The sequence below is a fragment of the Micromonospora inyonensis genome, from assembly GCF_900091415.1.
GTDB lineage: Bacteria > Actinomycetota > Actinomycetes > Mycobacteriales > Micromonosporaceae > Micromonospora > Micromonospora inyonensis.
The window spans coordinates 3,209,408-3,226,956 of record NZ_FMHU01000002.1; the positions used below are offsets into that span (position 1 = coordinate 3,209,408).

13 protein-coding genes are annotated in these 17,549 nt (G+C 72.7%); 8 read left to right on the top strand and 5 right to left on the bottom strand.

The window, feature by feature from the left end; translation table 11 throughout:
* Nucleotides 1-20: 20 nt before the first annotated feature.
* Nucleotides 21-1,352, top strand: coding sequence for a uracil-xanthine permease family protein (locus tag GA0074694_RS28515; RefSeq protein ID WP_091463001.1), 1,332 nt, complete (start codon nt 21-23; stop codon nt 1,350-1,352).
* A gap of 57 nt (nt 1,353-1,409) precedes the next feature.
* Here GA0074694_RS28515 and GA0074694_RS28520 read toward each other — a convergent pair whose 3' ends face one another.
* Both GA0074694_RS28520 and GA0074694_RS34465 read right to left on the bottom strand, forming a co-directional pair.
* Complete coding sequence (locus tag GA0074694_RS28520) at nt 1,410-3,899, bottom strand: DNA gyrase/topoisomerase IV subunit A (RefSeq protein WP_091463002.1); 2,490 nt, start codon at nt 3,897-3,899, stop codon at nt 1,410-1,412.
* A 30-nt stretch (nt 3,900-3,929) separates the two neighbouring features.
* Entirely contained in the window at nt 3,930-7,439 is a 3,510-nt protein-coding gene (locus GA0074694_RS34465) for an ATP-binding protein (protein WP_091463003.1), read from the bottom strand.
* A gap of 313 nt (nt 7,440-7,752) precedes the next feature.
* Between GA0074694_RS34465 and GA0074694_RS28530 the strand changes: the two genes are divergently transcribed.
* Nucleotides 7,753-9,009: an SGNH/GDSL hydrolase family protein gene (locus GA0074694_RS28530; protein WP_091463004.1), complete on the top strand. Its 1,257-nt coding sequence runs from the start codon at nt 7,753-7,755 to the stop codon at nt 9,007-9,009.
* A gap of 124 nt (nt 9,010-9,133) precedes the next feature.
* On the opposite strand, the gene GA0074694_RS28535 is transcribed toward GA0074694_RS28530, so the two are convergent.
* Nucleotides 9,134-9,565 carry an RrF2 family transcriptional regulator gene (locus GA0074694_RS28535; RefSeq protein WP_091463005.1) on the bottom strand — a complete coding sequence of 144 codons (432 nt, stop codon included), beginning with the start codon at nt 9,563-9,565 and terminating at the stop codon, nt 9,134-9,136.
* A gap of 162 nt (nt 9,566-9,727) precedes the next feature.
* Between GA0074694_RS28535 and GA0074694_RS28540 the strand changes: the two genes are divergently transcribed.
* From GA0074694_RS28540 to GA0074694_RS28555, 4 genes are all read left to right on the top strand, one after another.
* Nucleotides 9,728-10,942: a globin domain-containing protein gene (locus GA0074694_RS28540; RefSeq protein ID WP_245714958.1), complete on the top strand. Its 1,215-nt coding sequence runs from the start codon at nt 9,728-9,730 to the stop codon at nt 10,940-10,942.
* Nucleotides 10,943-11,172: 230 nt separating this feature from the next.
* Complete coding sequence (locus tag GA0074694_RS28545; RefSeq protein WP_091463007.1) at nt 11,173-12,390, top strand: glycosyltransferase; 1,218 nt, start codon at nt 11,173-11,175, stop codon at nt 12,388-12,390.
* An 80-nt stretch (nt 12,391-12,470) separates the two neighbouring features.
* Nucleotides 12,471-13,115 (top strand): hypothetical protein, encoded by a 645-nt coding sequence (locus GA0074694_RS28550; RefSeq protein ID WP_245714959.1) that lies wholly within the window; start codon nt 12,471-12,473, stop codon nt 13,113-13,115.
* 133 nt (nt 13,116-13,248) lie between these two features.
* Entirely contained in the window at nt 13,249-14,490 is a 1,242-nt protein-coding gene (locus GA0074694_RS28555) for a cytochrome P450 (RefSeq protein WP_091463008.1), read from the top strand.
* 78 nt (nt 14,491-14,568) lie between these two features.
* Here the strand turns inward: GA0074694_RS28555 and GA0074694_RS28560 are convergent, their stop codons facing one another.
* Nucleotides 14,569-15,474 carry a DUF72 domain-containing protein gene (locus GA0074694_RS28560; RefSeq protein WP_091463009.1) on the bottom strand — a complete coding sequence of 302 codons (906 nt, stop codon included), beginning with the start codon at nt 15,472-15,474 and terminating at the stop codon, nt 14,569-14,571.
* 127 nt (nt 15,475-15,601) lie between these two features.
* Here GA0074694_RS28560 and GA0074694_RS28565 point away from each other — a divergent pair, with 127 nt between their 5' ends.
* On the top strand, nt 15,602-16,108 hold the full coding sequence (locus tag GA0074694_RS28565) for a DinB family protein (RefSeq protein WP_091463010.1): 507 nt from the start codon (nt 15,602-15,604) through the stop codon (nt 16,106-16,108).
* Between the two features lie 57 nt (nt 16,109-16,165).
* Here GA0074694_RS28565 and GA0074694_RS28570 read toward each other — a convergent pair whose 3' ends face one another.
* Nucleotides 16,166-16,426, bottom strand: a complete 261-nt coding sequence (locus GA0074694_RS28570; protein WP_091463011.1) for a hypothetical protein — start codon at nt 16,424-16,426, stop codon at nt 16,166-16,168.
* Between the two features lie 228 nt (nt 16,427-16,654).
* On the opposite strand from GA0074694_RS28570, the gene GA0074694_RS28575 reads away from it, so the two are divergent.
* Complete coding sequence (locus tag GA0074694_RS28575; protein WP_091463012.1) at nt 16,655-17,530, top strand: hypothetical protein; 876 nt, start codon at nt 16,655-16,657, stop codon at nt 17,528-17,530.
* Nucleotides 17,531-17,549: the final 19 nt, after the last annotated feature.

Below are 17,549 nucleotides of genomic sequence, written 5' to 3' on the forward strand. Positions count from 1 at the left end.
ACGTGAAGGGCAGTTGCGCCATGACCCCACCCCAGACCGGGACGCCCACCACGCCACCACGCCGGACCCCCTGGCGCCTGCACGGCGACGGCCGGGCGGGACGCCCCGGCGACGTGGTCGCCCCGGACGAACGCCTCTCCTGGCCACGAACCGTCGGCGTCGGCGTGCAGCACGTGGTGGCGATGTTCGGAGCCACCTTCACGGTGCCGCTGATCACCGGTTTCCCGCCGGCCACCACGCTGCTCTTCTCCGGGCTCGGCACCCTGCTGTTCCTGCTGGTCACCGGCAACCGGCTGCCGTCGTACCTCGGCTCGTCGTTCGCCTTCATCGCCCCGGTCATGGCGGCGAAGGCCGGCGGTGACATCGGCCCGGCGCTCGGCGGCATCGTGGTCGCGGGCGCGGCGCTGGCCCTGGTCGGCGTGGTCGTCCAGGTGGCCGGCACCCGGTGGATCGACGCGCTGATGCCCCCGGCGGTGACCGGCGCGATCGTCGCGCTGATCGGACTCAACCTCGCCCCGGTCGCCTGGGACGGCAACGGCAGCGGCACCGGCGTCAAGGCGCAGCCGCTGGTCGCGGTGGTCACCCTCGCCGCGATCCTGCTCACCACGGTGGCCTTCCGGGGCTTCCCGGGCCGGCTGTCCATCCTGGTCGGCGTGGTGGTCGGCTGGCTGTTCGCCGCCGCGACGGGCGGGCTCGACACGGCCACGTTGACCCGGCTGCGCGAGGCCGCCTGGGTGGGGCTGCCCGAGTTCCACGCGCCCAGCTTCAGCGTCCGCGCGGCGGTACTGGTGATCCCGGTGGTCCTGGTGCTGATCGCCGAGAACGCCGGCCACGTGAAGGCGGTCGCCGCGATGACCGGCCGCAACCTGGACCGGGACATGGGTCGGGCGTTCCTCGGCGACGGGATCGCCACCGTGCTCGCCGGTTCGGCCGGCGGCTCCGGAACCACCACGTACGCGGAGAACATCGGCGTGATGGCGGCGACCCGGGTCTACTCCACCGCCGCGTACTGGGTCGCCGGGGCGGCGGCGGTGCTGCTCGGGCTCAGCCCGAAGTTCGGCGCGTTGATCCTGACCGTGCCGGCGGGGGTGCTCGGCGGCGCGACCACCGTCCTGTACGGGCTGATCGCCGTCCTCGGCGCGCGGATCTGGATCGAGAACCGGGTCGACTTCCACGACCCGGTGAACCTGTTCACCGCCGCGGTCGCCCTGATCGTCGGAGCCGCCGACTACACCCTCACCGCCGGCGACCTCGCCTTCAACGGCATCGCCCTGGGCACCACCGCCGCCCTGGTCACGTACCACTGCATGCGCGTCGTCGCCCGCCTGCGGTCCCCCCGGGTCCCGACCTGACCCCCGCCCCGGGCACCCGGGGTACGGCCGGAGGCCGGCCGTACCCCGGGTGAACGGTCACTCGCGCGTCTGGTGGTGGCCCAGGAGGGTGGGGCCGAGCATGACCGCGAAGCCGGACCCGTCCCGCCGCGGGTCCTCCGCCGGCAGCTCGACCGGTTCACCGGTGGCGGTGGAACCCACCGGCCGGGGGCCGACCCACGCCACGACCAGGTCCGTCTCGCCCTTGAGAAAGCGCTGGGCACGCACCCCGGCGGTCGCCCGCCCCTTGGTCGGGTACGCCGCGAACGGCGTCACCTTGACCGTGGCCCCGGTCGAGGTGACCACCATCGGCTCCCCGTGCACCGGGTCGTCGGTGCGCACCGCCCCGAAGAAGACCACCCGCGCCCCGGCCGGCAGGTTGATCCCGGCCATCCCGCCGCCCCGGATGCCCTGCGGCCGGACCAGCCCGGCCGGGAAGCGCAGCAGCGACGCCTCGGAGGTGACGAAGGCCAGCGTCTCCGCCCCGTCGGTCAGCCAGGTCGCCCCGACCACCTCGTCCCCCTCGCGCAGGGAGATCACCTCGAACTCGTCCGAGCGCACCGGCCACTCCGGCGCGCACACCTTGGCCACCCCCTGCCGGGTGCCCAGGGCCAGACCGGGTGAGCCCTCGGCGGTCGGGCCGAGCGGGGCCAGGGCGACCACGGACTCCCCCGCCGCAAGCGGCACCAGCTCGGCGACGGACATCCCGCCGCTGAGCGACACCGTGCCGGACTGCTGCGGCAGGACGGGCAGCGGCAGCACGTCGACCTTGAACGCCCGCCCGGCGCTGGTCACCACGAGCACCCGGCCCCGGGCGGTGGAGTGCACCAGCGCGCGTACCGCGTCGTGCTTGACCCGACCGCGGCGCCCGCGCCCCTCGGCAGCCTCCTCCGACTCGGCCGCGGTCCGGGCGATCAACCCGGTGGCGGAGAGGATCACCTGGCACGGGTCGTCGGCGACCTCCAGCGGCCCGGCCGGCACGGACGCCGCCAGGACCTCCTTCAGGTCGCCGTCGACCAGGGTGGTCCGGCGCGGGGTCCCGAACTGCTTCACCACCGCGCCCAACTCGTCGGAGACCAGCTTCTGGAGCACCTTCTCGTCGTCGAGGATCCGGGACAGCTCGGCGATCTCGCCGCGCAGCTTCTCCTGCTCGGCCTCCAGCTCCAGCCGGTCGTACTTCGTCAACCGGCGCAGCGGGGTGTCCAGGATGTAGGTGGCCTGGATCTCCGAGAGACCGAACCGGCTCATCAGGCCGTCCTTGGCGGCCTGGGCGTCCTCGCTCTCCCGGATCAGCCGGACCACCCGGTCGATGTCGAGCAGGGCGACCAGCAGGCCGTCGACCAGGTGCAGCCGCTCCTCCCGCTTACGCCGCCGGTACGTGGTGCGCCGGGTCACCACCTCGTACCGGTGGGCGAGGAAGACCTCCAGCAGGGCCTTGAGCCCCAGGGTCCGGGGCTGCCCGTCGACCAGGACGAGGTTGTTCACGCCGAAGGACTGCTCCAGCGGGGTGAGCCGGTAGAGGTCGGCCAGGAGCGCCTGCGGGTTGACCCCGACCTTGCACTCGACGACCAGCCGGGTGCCGCTCTCCCGGTCGGTGAGGTCCTTGACGTCGGCGATACCGGTCAGCCGCTTGGTCTTCGTCACCTCGTTGGTGATCGCCGCGATCACCTTCTCCGCGCCGACGCCGTACGGCAGCTCGACCACGGTGATCGCCTGCCGGCCCCGGCTGCCCTCCACCGGACCGATCTCCACCTTGCCGCGCATCCGCACCACGCCCCGCCCGGTCTCGTACGCGCGGCGGACCTCGTCCAGGCCGAGCAGCAGACCACCGGTGGGCAGGTCCGGGCCGGGGACGAACTCCATCAGCTTGTCGAGGGTGGCGTCCGGGTGCCGGATCAGCCAACGGGCGGCCGCCACCACCTCGCCGAGGTTGTGCGGGATCATGTTGGTGGCCATCCCGACCGCGATCCCGGACGCGCCGTTGACCAGCAGGTTCGGGAAGGCTGCCGGCAGCACGGTGGGCTGGGTCAGCGAGCCGTCGTAGTTCGGCTCGACGTCGACGGTCTCCTCGCCCAGCTCGCCGACGAGCAGCATCGCCTCGCGGGACATCCGGGCCTCGGTGTAGCGCGCGGCGGCCGGGCCGTCGTCCGGGCTACCAAAATTTCCATGTCCGTCGATGAGCGGCACGTTGAGCGAGAAGTCCTGGGCGAGCCGGACCATCGCGTCGTAGATGGCGGTGTCGCCGTGCGGGTGGTAACGCCCCATCACGTCGCCGACCACCCGGGCGGACTTGACGTGCGCCCGGTCCGGGCGGAACCCGGACTCGTGCATGGAGTAGAGGATCCGGCGGTGCACCGGCTTCAGGCCGTCCCGCGCGTCGGGCAGGGCCCGGGAGTGGATGACCGAGAACGCGTACTCCAGGTAGGAGTCGGAGACCTCGGTGACCAGCGGGTTGTCGAAGACCCGCGCACCGGCCCGGTCGAAGGCGGACAGGTCGACCTTGTCGCGGGTTTCCTTACGGCGTGCCATGGTTGCGCTCTCTCCCGGGGCGGGGGGTGGTCATGCGTCGATCGCCTCGCGGTCGACGCGGTCGGCGGACTCGATCAGCCAGTTGCGGCGCGGCTCGACCTTCTCTCCCATGAGCAGGTCCAGGATCCGCTCGGCGGCGTCGACGTCGGACAGGGTGATCCGCCGGACCGACCGGGTGGCCGGGTTCATCGTGGTCTCCCAGAGCTCGTCGGCGTCCATCTCCCCCAGGCCCTTGAACCGGGGGATCGGGGTGACGATCTGTTTGCCGGCCTTCTCCAGCTTGCGGACCGTCGCCTCCATCTCGGCCTGCGTGTAGGTGTAGACGGTCTGCGGGTTGCGCCCCCTCGTGGTGATCTTGTGAAGGGGGGGCATCGCGGCGTAGAGCCGACCGGCCTCGATCAGCGGACGCATGTAGCGGGCGAAGAGGGTGATCAGCAGCGTACGGATGTGCGCGCCGTCCACGTCGGCGTCCGCCATGATCAGGACGCGGCCGTACCGCATCGCGGAGAGGTCGAACGTCCGCCCCGAGCCGGCCCCGAGCACCTGCACGATCGCCGCGCACTCGGCGTTGTCCAGCACCTGCTGGAGGTTCGCCTTCTGCACGTTGAGGATCTTGCCCCGGATCGGCAGGAGCGCCTGGTACTCGGAGGTGCGGGCGACACGAGCACTGTTGTGGACGAACACCCCTGCTTCAAGTGCGAAGTTGTGGTAGCCATCGACGGTCAGGTCGTAGACATCCGCTTTCTCGACCAATGTCTCAACCGACACCACCCGATGGTTGATCAGCGACGCCGCCTCGCGCAGCCGAGCGTAATCTCCGTCGTAGAGGCTCAGCAGCCGATCGAAGCGCAGACCGGTACGAGCCGCCCGCAGATGCTCGGCCTCGTACGCGGTGGCAAGATCGTCGTCGGCGTACGACAACAAGGGCGCGAGCCGACGAAGCGCCGCCAGGCGGCGGCCCTCGAGCTGCCGGGCGACCCGTTCCCGCCGGGGCACCGATTCGACGTACCGCGCCCGGCCCTCCTGCACCTTTGCGAGGTGGCCGGTGTTGGGATCGTTCATTCGTTGCTTCATCCGCCGCGCGTGCTGGGCACCGAAGGCGGGATTCTCCCGGTGCCAGATCAGGACCGCGTTGCGCTGACGTTCCCGCTCCTCGGGGCTCGCGAACTGCTCGACGGTCGTCTGCGACCGCCCGGCGCGCAACTCGTGGTCCTGCCACTGTCGCACCGAGCGCTCGCGCCACTGCGCGCGACGGGCGGGATCGGAGAAGAACGCACGCACCCGTTCAGCCGCTGCCTTCCGGTGTTCCGGCTGTGACCAGTAGGCCGCCTGTCGTTCACGCATCCGGTCGGCGTGGGCCCGCTGGTCGTCAATGCCGAGTGCGTTGTACCAGTCCTGGAAAGCCTGCTCGACCTTCGCCCGGAAAACGGGCGATTCGTTGAGGGCGAAAAGGCGGGCCAGACATGCCTCGCGGAAGGCCGGATCCTGCCACTGCGTTGTGAGCATCGCCGAGCGGAGTTCGCGGCCTCCGTTGTCGAACCATCTCCGCCAGCCGGCGTGGACATGGTCGCCCATCATCGCCGCATGCAACGCGGAGTGGTCCGCCCACGTCATCCGGCGCAGGTTTCGCGGGTCGTTGTTGCGTTTGTCGATGTCGACGTGATGCCGCACGTTGCCGTTCTCAGCGCTGTCCCTGCCATGCCGGAGGTTCCAGGCGTCCGCCAGGTAGTGGGTGTACACCCACTCCTCGCGGTCGTTCATCCAGACCCGCTCGTAGCCCTCCAGTTTGTGTCCGTCCGCCTTCCTGGACAGGCTGCGGTAGAGCGGCATGAGGGAATCGCCCTCGACGAGCGCGTCGGCCCGCCGGTAGGACCCGTCGCGAAGTCGGAAGAGGTGATCGGGTGTACACCGGACGGATTCACCGTTGTCAAGGTTCACGCGCACCAGCGACGCGTCACGTTTGGTGAGCCGAGGTGCCGCCAACGGAGCGACGACGACCCGGCCCGCCCGGTTGGTCGTGTAGCCGAAGTGACTGATGCCCTTGTCCCAGTCGGAAGCGAGGTCGGCGAACGAGCGGCTCCGGCCGGAGGCGAGGGCGACCATGGTGTCACCGGTGAAGCACCCGAGAGCGCTGTCGCCCTCGACGATGAACAGCTCGCTGCGGTCCACGCCGGTGGAGCGACAGTCGACCAGTTTCGCCGGCATCGCCGCGCCCTCCAGGGCGGTCTTGCGCCGGGCGGCGTCCTTCTGCTGCTTCTGGGTCAGCCGCACGCGGGCCGCGTCGACGATCTTCTGGAGGACGGTGCGCGCCTCGGCCTTGGTCCGGCGGTCCTCCAGCCACGCCTTGAGGTGCTGCTCCACCAGGGACTGCATGACCTTGGTGATGCCGGCGGTGGAGAGTTCGTCCTTGGTCTGCGAGGTGAACTGCGGCTCGGGGATGCGCACGTGCACCACGGCGGTCATCCCCTCCAGGACGTCGTCCAGGGTGGGCGGGTCCTCCTTGGCCCGGAGCAGGCCCCGGGTGTTGCGGACGGCGTCGGCGAGGGTCCGGGTCAGCGCCCGCTCGAAGCCCTTGCGGTGGGTGCCGCCGTGCGCGTTGCGGATGGTGTTGGTGAAGCACTCGACGGTGCGCTCGTAGCCGGTGCCCCAGCGCAACGCCACCTCGACCTCGGCGCGGCGCTGCACGTTGGACTGCATGACGCCGTTGGCGTCGGCGGCGTTCTCCCGGTAGGTGCCCTCGCCGGTGACCAGCAGGGTGCCGGAGACGGCCCGGTCGCCGGCCGGGGCGAGGAACTCCACCATGTCCGCGAGCCCGTTCGGGTAGTGGAACTCCTCCCGGGTCGGCTCCTCGCCGGTCTCGTCGCGCAGCAGGTAGTTGACGCCGGGTACCAGGAAGGCGGTGTTGCGCAGTTTCATCCGGACCGCGGCGACGTCCAGTCGCGCGCCGGTCTCGAAGTAGCGCGCGTCGTGCCAGTACCTGATCGAGGTGCCGGTCCGCTGGCCTCGCTTCATCGCGCCGACCACCTGGAGGCCGGGGCCGGGGGTGAAGGGGTCGTCCGGGCCGGGGCCGTCGAAGATGCCGGGCACCCCGTGCCGGAACGACATGGCGTGGACCTTGCCACCCCGGCGCACCGTCACGTCGAACCGACGGGAGAGCGCGTTGACCGCCGAGGCACCGACGCCGTGCAGGCCGCCGGAGGTCTTGTAGCCGGAGCCGCCGAACTTGCCGCCGGCGTGCAGCCGGGTCAGCACCAGCTCGACGCCGGAGATGCCGGACTTGGCGTGCACGTCGGTGGGGATGCCCCGCCCGTCGTCGTCGACCTGCACCGAGCCGTCGGCGTGCAGCACGACCTCGATCCGGGTGGCGTGGCCGGCGACCCCCTCGTCGGTGGAGTTGTCGAGGATCTCGTTGACGAGGTGACCCACGCCACGGCTGTCGGTGGAGCCGATGTACATGCCGGGGCGCTTGCGGACGGCGTCCAGCCCCTCCAGGTGGGTGAGGTCGTCGGCCCCGTAGAGAGGCTCAAGCTCTGCGGTCAACTTGGTCGTACTCCCAGGTCTCGGCGGTGCGGGGCCACCTCCGGCGAAGATCGCCGGAGGACGGCACGCCGCAGCGAGCCTAGCCGGATGCGCCGACATAACGTCGCCGCCCCGCGCCGCGCCCGTCCGGGCGGACCGATCGTGAGCAGGGCGTGGGGCGTACCGCGCGGGGCCGACCCGGGTCCGTCCGGCCCGGCGCGGCACGAATTCCATCGATGAAACCGGTGCCGAACCGTTGACGCCCGCGAGAGGGGCGTGATGTGATCGCGACCTCAAAGACATTCTCACATTTCCATCATTGGATGGAGGTTCGATGTCCGTGTTCCGTCGTACCGCGCTCGCGGCGGCGCTGGTCGTGGCCTCGGCCGGCTTCACCGCCGCGGTCGCGTCCCCCACCCCGGCGACCGCCGCGCTCCCCACCGCCGCGGTGGCACTCGGCGACAGTTTCATCAGCGGCGAAGGTGCCGGCGCGTACGCCCCGGTGGTCGACGTCAACGGGGTGGCCCAGGGCTTCCCGGGCTGGTCCGCGCCGAACAACAACGCGTACTTCTGCCACCGCTCGGCGAACGCGTCCCTGCACCGGGCCAGCCTCCCGGGCATCCAGGACCGGTTCAACCTGGCCTGCTCCGGTGGGCAGCCGTACGACATCGGCGCGGCCTCGGCTGCGCGGGCCAAGGGCCGGCAGGTTGCCTCCCAGCTCGACCAGCTCCGCACGGTCACCCGGACCCACGACATCGACCTCGTCCTGGTCGGGCTCGGCTCCAACAACAGCTCGTTCACCTTCGGCTCGGTGGCGGAGAAGTGCGCCAACCGGTTCATCGCCGACGCCTGGACCGGCTGGTGGGAGTTCTGGGCGTACCTCGGCGGCCCGGTCCCGCAGGAGCCGTGCAGCGACGCCGACCTGGCCACCCCGGCGCAGCTCACCGCAGCCACCGGGGAGACCACCTCGGCGGTCCGGCAGATCCTCGCCACCCTCGCCCAGGTCGACGCCGACGGCCAGCACCGGGTGGTGTTCCAGGACTACACCAACCCGCTGCCGTTCGACCTGTACCCGACCTTCCACGAGCAGGACAGCCGGGACGACACCCGGGACAAGTTCCGGGACCTCGGTGCCGAGCGGTACGCGGCCGGCTGCCCGATCCACCGGGCCAGCCTCGCCCCGGGCCACCGCTTCTCCGCCAGCCTCGGCACCCTGGTGCGGTCGACCCGGGACGCTCTCGCCGCCGAGTTCCCCGGGGCAGACCTGGTCTACCTGAACGTGCAGCGCGCCTTCGACGGCGCCCGGCTCTGCGAGTCACCGACCAGCCCCGCCGGCACCCTGGCCACCCCGATCCGGCTCCAGGACGGGCCGTCCGGGGTTTTCGTGACCAGCCTCTCCGGTTACGACAAACTGGATATCCAGGACATCGCCAACACCTGCGTCACCTACTTCCAGACCTGCCAGGAGTCGTGGCACCCGAACGCGGCCGGGCACCAGGTGCTCGGGCAGTGCCTGACCGCTGCGGCCACCGCCGCCGCCCGCAGCGTGGCCTGCGTACGGGCACCGGACGGCAGGATCAGCGTCTCCTGACCGTCGCCGTCGTCGACGGACCACCGGGACCCCGCCCATCTCCGGCGGGGTCCCGTCGTGTTCCTGCCGGTCCCGTCTCCGAGTTGGGGTGCCGTGGCCGGGGTCCGACGCGTCCGGGCGGCGGTCAGCCCGCCCGCCCGCCGAGGGTGAGCAGCACCGGGCCGGCCGAGCCCGCGACCAGGTCACCGAGGCGGACCTGGTCGAGCACGTCGAGGAAGGCGTCCTGCGCCCGGCGCAACGCGCCGCGCAGGCGGCACCCGGGCAGCAGCGGACAGGCCGGACGGTCGCAGTCCACCACCTCGTCGTCGCCCTCGAACGCGCGGACCAACGCACCGACGGTCAGCCCGGTCGCCTCCTCGGCGAAGACCACGCCGCCGGAGCGCCCCCGGATGGTGACCAGCACGCCGAGCCGCTGGAGGCGTTGGACGACCTTCGCCACGTGGTTGCGGGGCAGGGCGAGCCGCGCGGCGAGTTCGTCCACGGTCGTCCGGTCCGGTGACGCGGCGGTCAGCATGGCGATCCGCAGCGCCATGTCGGTGGAGCGGTTGAGCTTCACGCCACGACCCTAGCCAGCGCGACCGGCGGGCCGGCACGGCCGGAGGTCCCGCCGGGGTGTGATCCGGACGACCGTGGATCCGGGACTTTCGACTCTGAAGAGGTATTTGATCTACCTGTTTATCTGGGCGGGATCGATCGATCAGACCAGAAGGAGTGAGTCGTGCTCACGGAGTCATCAGCAGCGGTGGTCAAGGCGACCCTGCCGGCGGTACAGGCGCACGGGGAGGCGATCACCGGCCGGTTCTACCAGCGGATGTTCGAGGCCCACCCGGAGCTGCTCGACATCTTCAACCGGGGCAACCAGGCGACCGGTGCCCAGCGCTCGGCGCTCGCCGCCGCCGTGGTCGCGTACGCCGAGCACCTGGTCGGGGTGAGCAACCTGCCGTGGGGACCGGTGATGGACCGGATCGCGCACAAGCACGCCTCACTCGGGATCACCCCGGCGCAGTACACCATCGTCGGCCGGCACCTGATGGCCGCCGTCGGCGAGGTGCTCGGTGACGCGGTCACCCCTGAGGTCGCGGCGGCCTGGGACGAGACGTACTGGCTGCTCGCCTGTGAGCTGGTCGCCCGCGAGGCGCGGCTCTACCACACCGCCGGGATCGGCGAGGGCGAGCCGGTGTGGCGGCCCTGGCGGGTCGAGCGGCGGACCCGGGAGACCGCCGACGTCGTCTCCTTCACCCTGGTCCCGGCCGACGGCGGGCCCGTGCCCGACTTCGTCCCGGGCCGGTACGTCTCGGTCGCCGTCGACCTCGGCGAGGGACGCGGCCAGCAGATCCGGCAGTACAGTCTCTCCGGTCGTCCCGGCGCGGGCCACTGGCAGATCACCGTCAAGCGGGTACGCGGCATCGACGGCGCCCCGGACGGGATGGTCTCCACCTTCCTGCACGAGCAGGTGGCCGTCGGGGACACGCTGCGACTCAGCCCGCCCTTCGGCGAGGTCGCCTCGGCACCCGGGGCGGGTCCGCTGCTGCTGGTCAGCGCCGGCATCGGGGTGACCCCGGCGATGGCCGCCCTGGAGCACCTGGCCGCCACCGCCCCGCACCGGCCGGTGACCCTGGTGCACGCCGACCGGGCCGGTGGCACGCACGCCCTGCGCAACCAGCTTCCCCGGCTCGCCGCCGCCCTGCCCGAGCTGCGCCTGCACCTGTGGTACGAGGAGGACGGCGACCTCATCGACGGACTGTCCGCCGAGGTCAGCGCCGGTCGGGTGGATCCGGAGCTGATCCCGCTCACGCCCGACGCGCACGTCCACTTCTGTGGACCGCTGCCGTTCATGAACCAGGTCCGCGGCGGGCTGTTGCGCCGGGGCGTACCGGCCGGGCGGATCGCGTACGAGGTGTTCGGCCCCGGCATGCTCCGCGGCGACGCCTGACCCCACCGAGCCGGACGTGACCCGATCGATTGGTTAGGTCGGACGGCTCAGGGTAGGGACCTGCCATGCGGGTCGGGCGTCCGCCCCCACCGGAACGTCACGGACGCGCCCCGGTCGGTACCCGCCGACCGGGGCGCGCTCCGCCGGCCCGCGTCGGACGCGGGACGGCACGCCAGACGTTTCGACAGACCGTTCCCGGGGCGACGGGACCGGTTGATGGAGGAGGAAGCATGCGCATCGCGATGATCTCGGAGCACGCCAGCCCGCTCGCCCTACCCGCGGAGCCCGATGCCGGCGGCCAGCACACGCACGTCGCGGAGCTGGCCGCCGCGCTCGTCGACGCGGGCCACGACGTACGGGTCTACACCCGCCGGGACTCCACCGCGATGCCCGACGCCGTTCCCGCCGGGGACGGCTACCTGGTCTGCCACGTGCCCGCCGGACCGCCGGAGCGGCTGCCCCGGGACGAGCTGCTGCCGTATCTCGGCGAGTTCGGGCGCTGGCTCGCCGGAGCGTGGCGGGACGGGGACTGGCTGCCCGACGTCGCGCACGCGCACTTCTGGATGAGTGGCCTGGCCACGCTGCACGCCGCCCGCCGGACCGGGGTGCCGGTCGTGCAGACGTACCACGGGCTCGGCACGGTGGCCCGCCGGCAGCTCGGTAACCGGGACACCAGCCCGCCGGGGCGGATCGGCTACGAACGCGCCATCGGCCGGGCCGTCGACCGGGTGGTCGTGCAGTGCCAGGACGAGGTCGGTGAACTGCTCCGGCTGGGGGTGCCCCGGTCCCGGATGACCCTGGTTCCCACCGGGGTCGACCAGGAGCTGTTCCGTCCCGACGGGCCGGTCGCACCCCGGGACCCGGCCCGGCCACGGATCCTCACCGTCGGTCCGCTGGTCGCCGCGCAGGGCCTGCCGGACGTGGTACGGGCACTGCCCGGCGTACCGGAGGCGGAGTGCGTCGTGGTCGGCGGTCCCCCCGCCGACCTGCTGCACACCGACGGCACGGCCCGCCGGCTGCTGGCCCTCGCCACGGCCTGCGGCGTGGCCGAGCGGGTCCGCCTCGTCGGCGCGGTCCCCCGCCCGGAACTGGGCCGCTGGTACCGCTCCGCCGACATCCTCGTCGCCGCCGGCTGGCAGGAGCCGTTCGGCCTCACCCCCCTGGAGGGCATGGCCTGCGGGGTGCCCGTGGTCGGGACCACCGTCGGCGGGATCACCGACTCCGTGGTCGACGGGCTCACCGGCGATCTCGTCCCGCCCCGCGACCCCCGGGCACTCGGTACGGCGATCCGCCGGCTGCTGCGGGACAACGTCCGCCGGTTCTCGTACGCCACCGCGGCGCTGGACCGGATCCGCAGCCGGTACTCCTGGAAGCGGGCCGTCGAACAGCTCGGAGCGGTGTACACCGCGGTCAGCGGCGTGGCCCGGCCGGCCCCGGCGGTCGCCTGACCGCTCCGGCGACCGGTCGTCGGGAATAGCCGTCCGCGGGGTGGGTATGCCGCAGCGCCCACACGGCGGAAGGGGATCAGATGTCCGAACGACACACCGTACTGCGCTCGATGCACGACCTCGGCCTGGCGGCCTGGTTCGGCGGCTCGTTGATGGGCGCCACCGGGGTCAACGGCGCGGCAGCGAAGATCAGTGACAAGACCCAACGGCTGCCGGTGGCGTCGGCGGGCTGGGCCCGGTGGACGCCGGTCAACGCGGCGGCCATCGGGACCCACCTCGCCGGCGCGGTCGGCGAACTGGTGACGGAGAGCCCACGGGTGCTCACCCAGTCCGGGGTCGGCCGGATGAGCGCGATCAAGACCGCGCTCACCGTCGCCGCCCTGGCCATCACCGGGTACAGCCGGATGCTCGGCATGCGGTTGGAGAAGTCGGGGCATCCACCGGTGGCGGGGGTCACCGAACCCCAGCCCGACACGCCGCGCGCGGTCGCGACCTCGCAACGGCAGATGAAGGTGCTCCAGTGGGCCGTCCCGGCCGTCACCGGGGCGCTGATCGTGGTCACCAGCTACGCCGGTGAGCAGCAGAAACCCGGCCAGGTGTTCCGGGGCTTCCTCGGTCGCGCCGGCGGCATGATGACCGGGGCGGGCAAGGGCAAGGGCATGGGCATGGGCATGCTCAGCACGAACGGGAACGGCCGGACGCACCGCATGATGGCCCACCGCTGACGGCGGGCCGCGCGACCCGCGACCGTTTCCGGTCGCGGGTCGCCGCGTACCGGCCCTCCCGTCGACGAGTCTCCGGCCGCGGGCGGGTGGGCGGTCGGTTTCCCCGACCGGGCAACCGGGCAGGAGTTCGTTCATGTCATGGTCCCGTGTTCTCCGTCCGGACGACACCATCGCGCTCGCCGTCGAGGGGTACGCCTGGCTGCCGGACCGGCGTCGGCGCGCCGCCACGGACGCCGTACCGATGCGGTTGCTCGGCCGACGCGCGGTGGCGCTGCGTGGGCCGGAGGCGGCCCGCTTCTTCTACGACGACCGTCACGTCCGGCGGCACGGCGCGCTGCCCGAGCCGGTCCTCAGCACCCTCCTCGGCCACGGCGGGGCGCAGACCCTCGACGGCGTGGCGCACCGGGTCCGCAAGGCCATGTTCCTGGCGCTGCTGACCGGAGGCGGCGTTGACGACCTGGTCGCCCGGACCGGTGCGGCCTGGGACGAGGCGGTGCCCGACTGGGCCGACCGCTCCCCCGTGGTGCTCTTCGACGAGACCACGCGGGTGCTCACCCGGGCGGTCTGCGACTGGACCGGGGTGCCGGTCGCGCCGACCGAGGTGCCCGCGCTGGCTGCGGACCTGGTCGCGCTGGTGGACGGCTTCGGCACCGTCGGGCCACGGCACTGGCGGGCCCGCCGGGCCCGGACGCGGCGGGAGGCGTGGCTGGCCGACCTCGTCGAGCGGGTACGTCGGGAGGAACCAGCGGCACCGGCCGGGTCGGCCGTGGCGGCGGTGGCCCGGCACCGGGACGCCGACGGCACCGCGCTGGACCCGCACACCGCCGCCGTGGAACTACTCAACATCATCCGCCCGACCGTGGCGGTGAGCTGGTACGTCGCGTTCGCCGCGCACGCGCTGCACCGGTGGCCCGGCCACCGCGACCGGCTGCGCGCCGACGACCCGGCGTTCACCGAGGCGTTCGCCCAGGAGGTGCGCCGGTTCTACCCGTTCGCCCCGTTCGTCGGGGGCCGGGCGGTACGGGACCTGGAGTGGGGCGGGGAACGCGTGCCGGCCGGGGCGATGGTGCTGCTGGACATCTACGGCCAGCACCACGACGCCCGGTTCTGGCCTGATCCGTACCGGTTCGACCCGGAGCGGTTCCTGGACCGGGATATCGACCCGTACGAACTGCTGCCGCAGGGTGGCAGCGACCCGGCGACGGGGCACCGCTGCCCCGGCGAGACGATCACGATCGCCCTGCTGCGGGCGCTCGCGGTGAAGCTGGCCCGCCTCGACCACACCCTGCCCGACCAGGACCTGACCATCCCGCTGGACCGGATCCCGACCCGCCCCCGCAGCGGCGTCCTCGTCGAGGTGCACCGCCTCGGCTGAGGTGGTAGCAGGGGCCCCCTGTTACCGCTTTCTGTCGAGCAGGGGGCCCCTGCAGGCACCCGGCCCGCCGCGCGACGGTCAGCGGCGGGCGGGGAGCGGGACCGATCCGCCGGCCGGTACGCCCAGCAGGTCGGCCAGCCGGGCGGCGTCCCGCTGCGCCTGGTCGCCACAGCAGTTGTTCATCAGCACGTGCAGCTCGTCGGCCTGTCCGGCCAGCTCGGTCAGCAGTCCCGCCCAGTGCGTGAGCTCGTCCTCGGCGTACGCGTAGCGGAACCTCTCCTGCTTGTCGCCGCTCTCCCAGGCGCTGCTGTGCCCGTGGAACCGGATCATCGCCAGCCCGGCGGTGACGGTCAGGATGGGCGGGACCGACGAGGCGAACCCCTGGGGCATGTCGACGCAGACGAACGTCAGGTCGTGCTCCCGGAGCAGGTCGAGGGTGTCCAGCACGGTGGGCTCGGCGAACCAGGAGTGGTGACGCAGCTCGACGGCGACCCGGTGGGGCCGGCAACGCCCGGCGAGTTCGACGACGCGCCGTTTCGCCGCCTCACCGTGGGCGAACCACGGCGGGAACTGCAACAGCACCGCGCCCAGCCGGTCGGCCCCGGCGAGCGGTGCCAACGCGGCGTGGAACCTCACCCACAGCTCGTCGTACGCCCCGTCCGGCAGGTCGCGGCGCTGCACCTGCCGGCGCGTACCGGCCGGACGCAGGTCCCGGGGCAGCACGGAGACCGGGGTCGGGTGCCCCGTGAACAGGCTGAACGCCTTGACGTCGAAGGTGAAGCCGTCAGGTGTGGCCGCCGCCCAGCCCTCGGCGGTCTCGGGTGTCGGCACCGCGTAGTAGGACGTGTCCACCTCGACCAGACCGAACCGGCCGGCGTAGTGACCGAGCCGGGCCGCCGGGGTCCGGGCGGTGCGGGGGTACCAGCCGGAGCGCAGCAGCATCTGGTCGGCCCAGGACGACGTACCTACCTTGATCACACCCATGGGACCAGTTCACCCCCGGTGTCCGGATTCGGCAACCGGGGCGTCCCGACCGGGTCGTCCGCCGGGAAAGTGTCGGAGGCACCTCGTAGCGTGACGTCCGCATCGGACGACCCGAGAGGACTCCCCCATGACCGTTTCCGACATCCCGGCGACCGGCGAGCGCGCCGACCTCCTCCACTCGCTGACCCTGCACCGTGGCTTCCTCCGGCGCACGGTCGACGGGCTCACCGACGAGCAGGCCGCCCGCCGCACGACGGTCAGCGAGCTGTGTCTCGGCGGCCTGGTCAAGCACGTCGCCGGGGTCGAGGAACGGTGGCTGCGCTTCGTGGTCGAGGGTCCGGCCGCGATGCACGCCGATCCGGACGCCTGGGCGACGCAGTTCCGCATGGTCGACGGGGAGACCCTGGCCGGTCTCCTCGACCGGTACGCCGAGGTCGCACGTCGCACCGACGAGCTGCTGGCCACCGTCGACCTCGACGTCTCCCGTCCGCTGCCGTCGGCGCCCTGGTTCGAGCCGGGCGCCCGCTGGTCGGTACGGCGGGTGGTGCTGCACGTCATCGCCGAGACGGCCCAGCACGCCGGGCACGCGGACATCATCCGGGAGGCGCTCGACGGGCAGAAGACCATGGGCTGACCCGCCCCGACGCCCCGGGCACCTCGGCCCGGGGTCGGTACGGGGGTGGGGGGTGGGTCAGGCGCGGGGTGGGCCCTGGTAGTTCGGTGCGACGTAGACCGGCAGGCGTTCACCGCCGGCACGGGCGTAGCGACGGGTGTACGTCACGTGACCATCGGCTCGGGAGGGCGGGAACCCCTCCGCGACGTCACCTGTCCGCTCCGGGGCGAGCGGGACGGTGAAGCTGACCGGGAGCGACCGCAGGGCGGCGGATGCCCGGGCAGGCGTCACCTCGTGACGTTCGTTGTGCCAGGGACCACCGAGGAAGAGCACCTTCATGCCTTCATGTTCTCCTGTCGCAAACTGTGACGCCTCATCCATCGGTCCGTCGACGACTACCGTCCCGGTTGGACCTTGAGGTGTCGATCCGTCCGTTCTGCCGGTGACCCCAGGGATGATCCCGGACCGGTCCCGACGACCGGGCGGCTGATCCTCCGGTCGGTCAACCCGGCAGACCGGCACGTCCCGTGTGACGCCGGACGGTCCGGCGGCGCTGATCGTCACGAGATGACCCCACACCACCAGCACCAGATCGACCGGGACACCGTCGAGCGCCTGCTCGACGGTGTCGCCGTCGACCGCCGACGGGTGCCCGACGACCTCGTCCGGCTGCTCGAGGCGGTCCGCGCCGCTCCCCTGACGGAGGAACTGCGCGGCGAACACCTGGCGGTGCGGGCGTTCCACACCACGCGACTGGCACCGGCGCGACGACCGTCGCCGCATCCCGCCCTCCGGGGCACCCTGGCCCGTCTGCTGGCGGCGAAGACGACCATCGCCGCACTGGCCGTGGTCGCGACCGGCGGCATGGCCCTCGCCACGGTACAGGGTGTGGTGCCCAATCCGCTGCGTCCGGCACCGCCGGCGACGACCGCCTCCACGGACGGACCGTCCCCCGGCGACGACCCGGGCCGCGTCCGGACGTCACCCACCGGCAAGCCGCCGGCGCCGGAGCTGGTCGAGTCGTGCCGGGCCTGGCGGGACGCGCGCGCCACGGACCCGGAGCGGACGCTGCGGAACCCGACGTTCGCCCCGCTGGTCCGGGCCGCCGGTGGGCGGGACGGAATCGACGCCTGGTGCGACACGGTGCTGGGCGGCAGCGGGACGCCGGGACCCCCGTCCGGCAGGCCGACCACCGGTCCCGGCGCTCCGGCATCCGGTCGGCCCCACCCGTCGCCCTCGCTCCCGGCGGCCCCGACCACACGCCCAGCGGTCCGGTCGACGAGGCCGACCAGGCAACCGGTGGTGCCCACCCCGCTGCCGGCGGTGTCCACCCCGCCGACGGACGACCTCCCGGGCCGGCCCGGCCACACGACCGGCCCGCCCACCCCGGTGGACGCCCTGCCGGAGCCCACCGGGGCGGACGGGGACACCGCTCGCCGGTGACGGGCCCGGGAAGGACTGT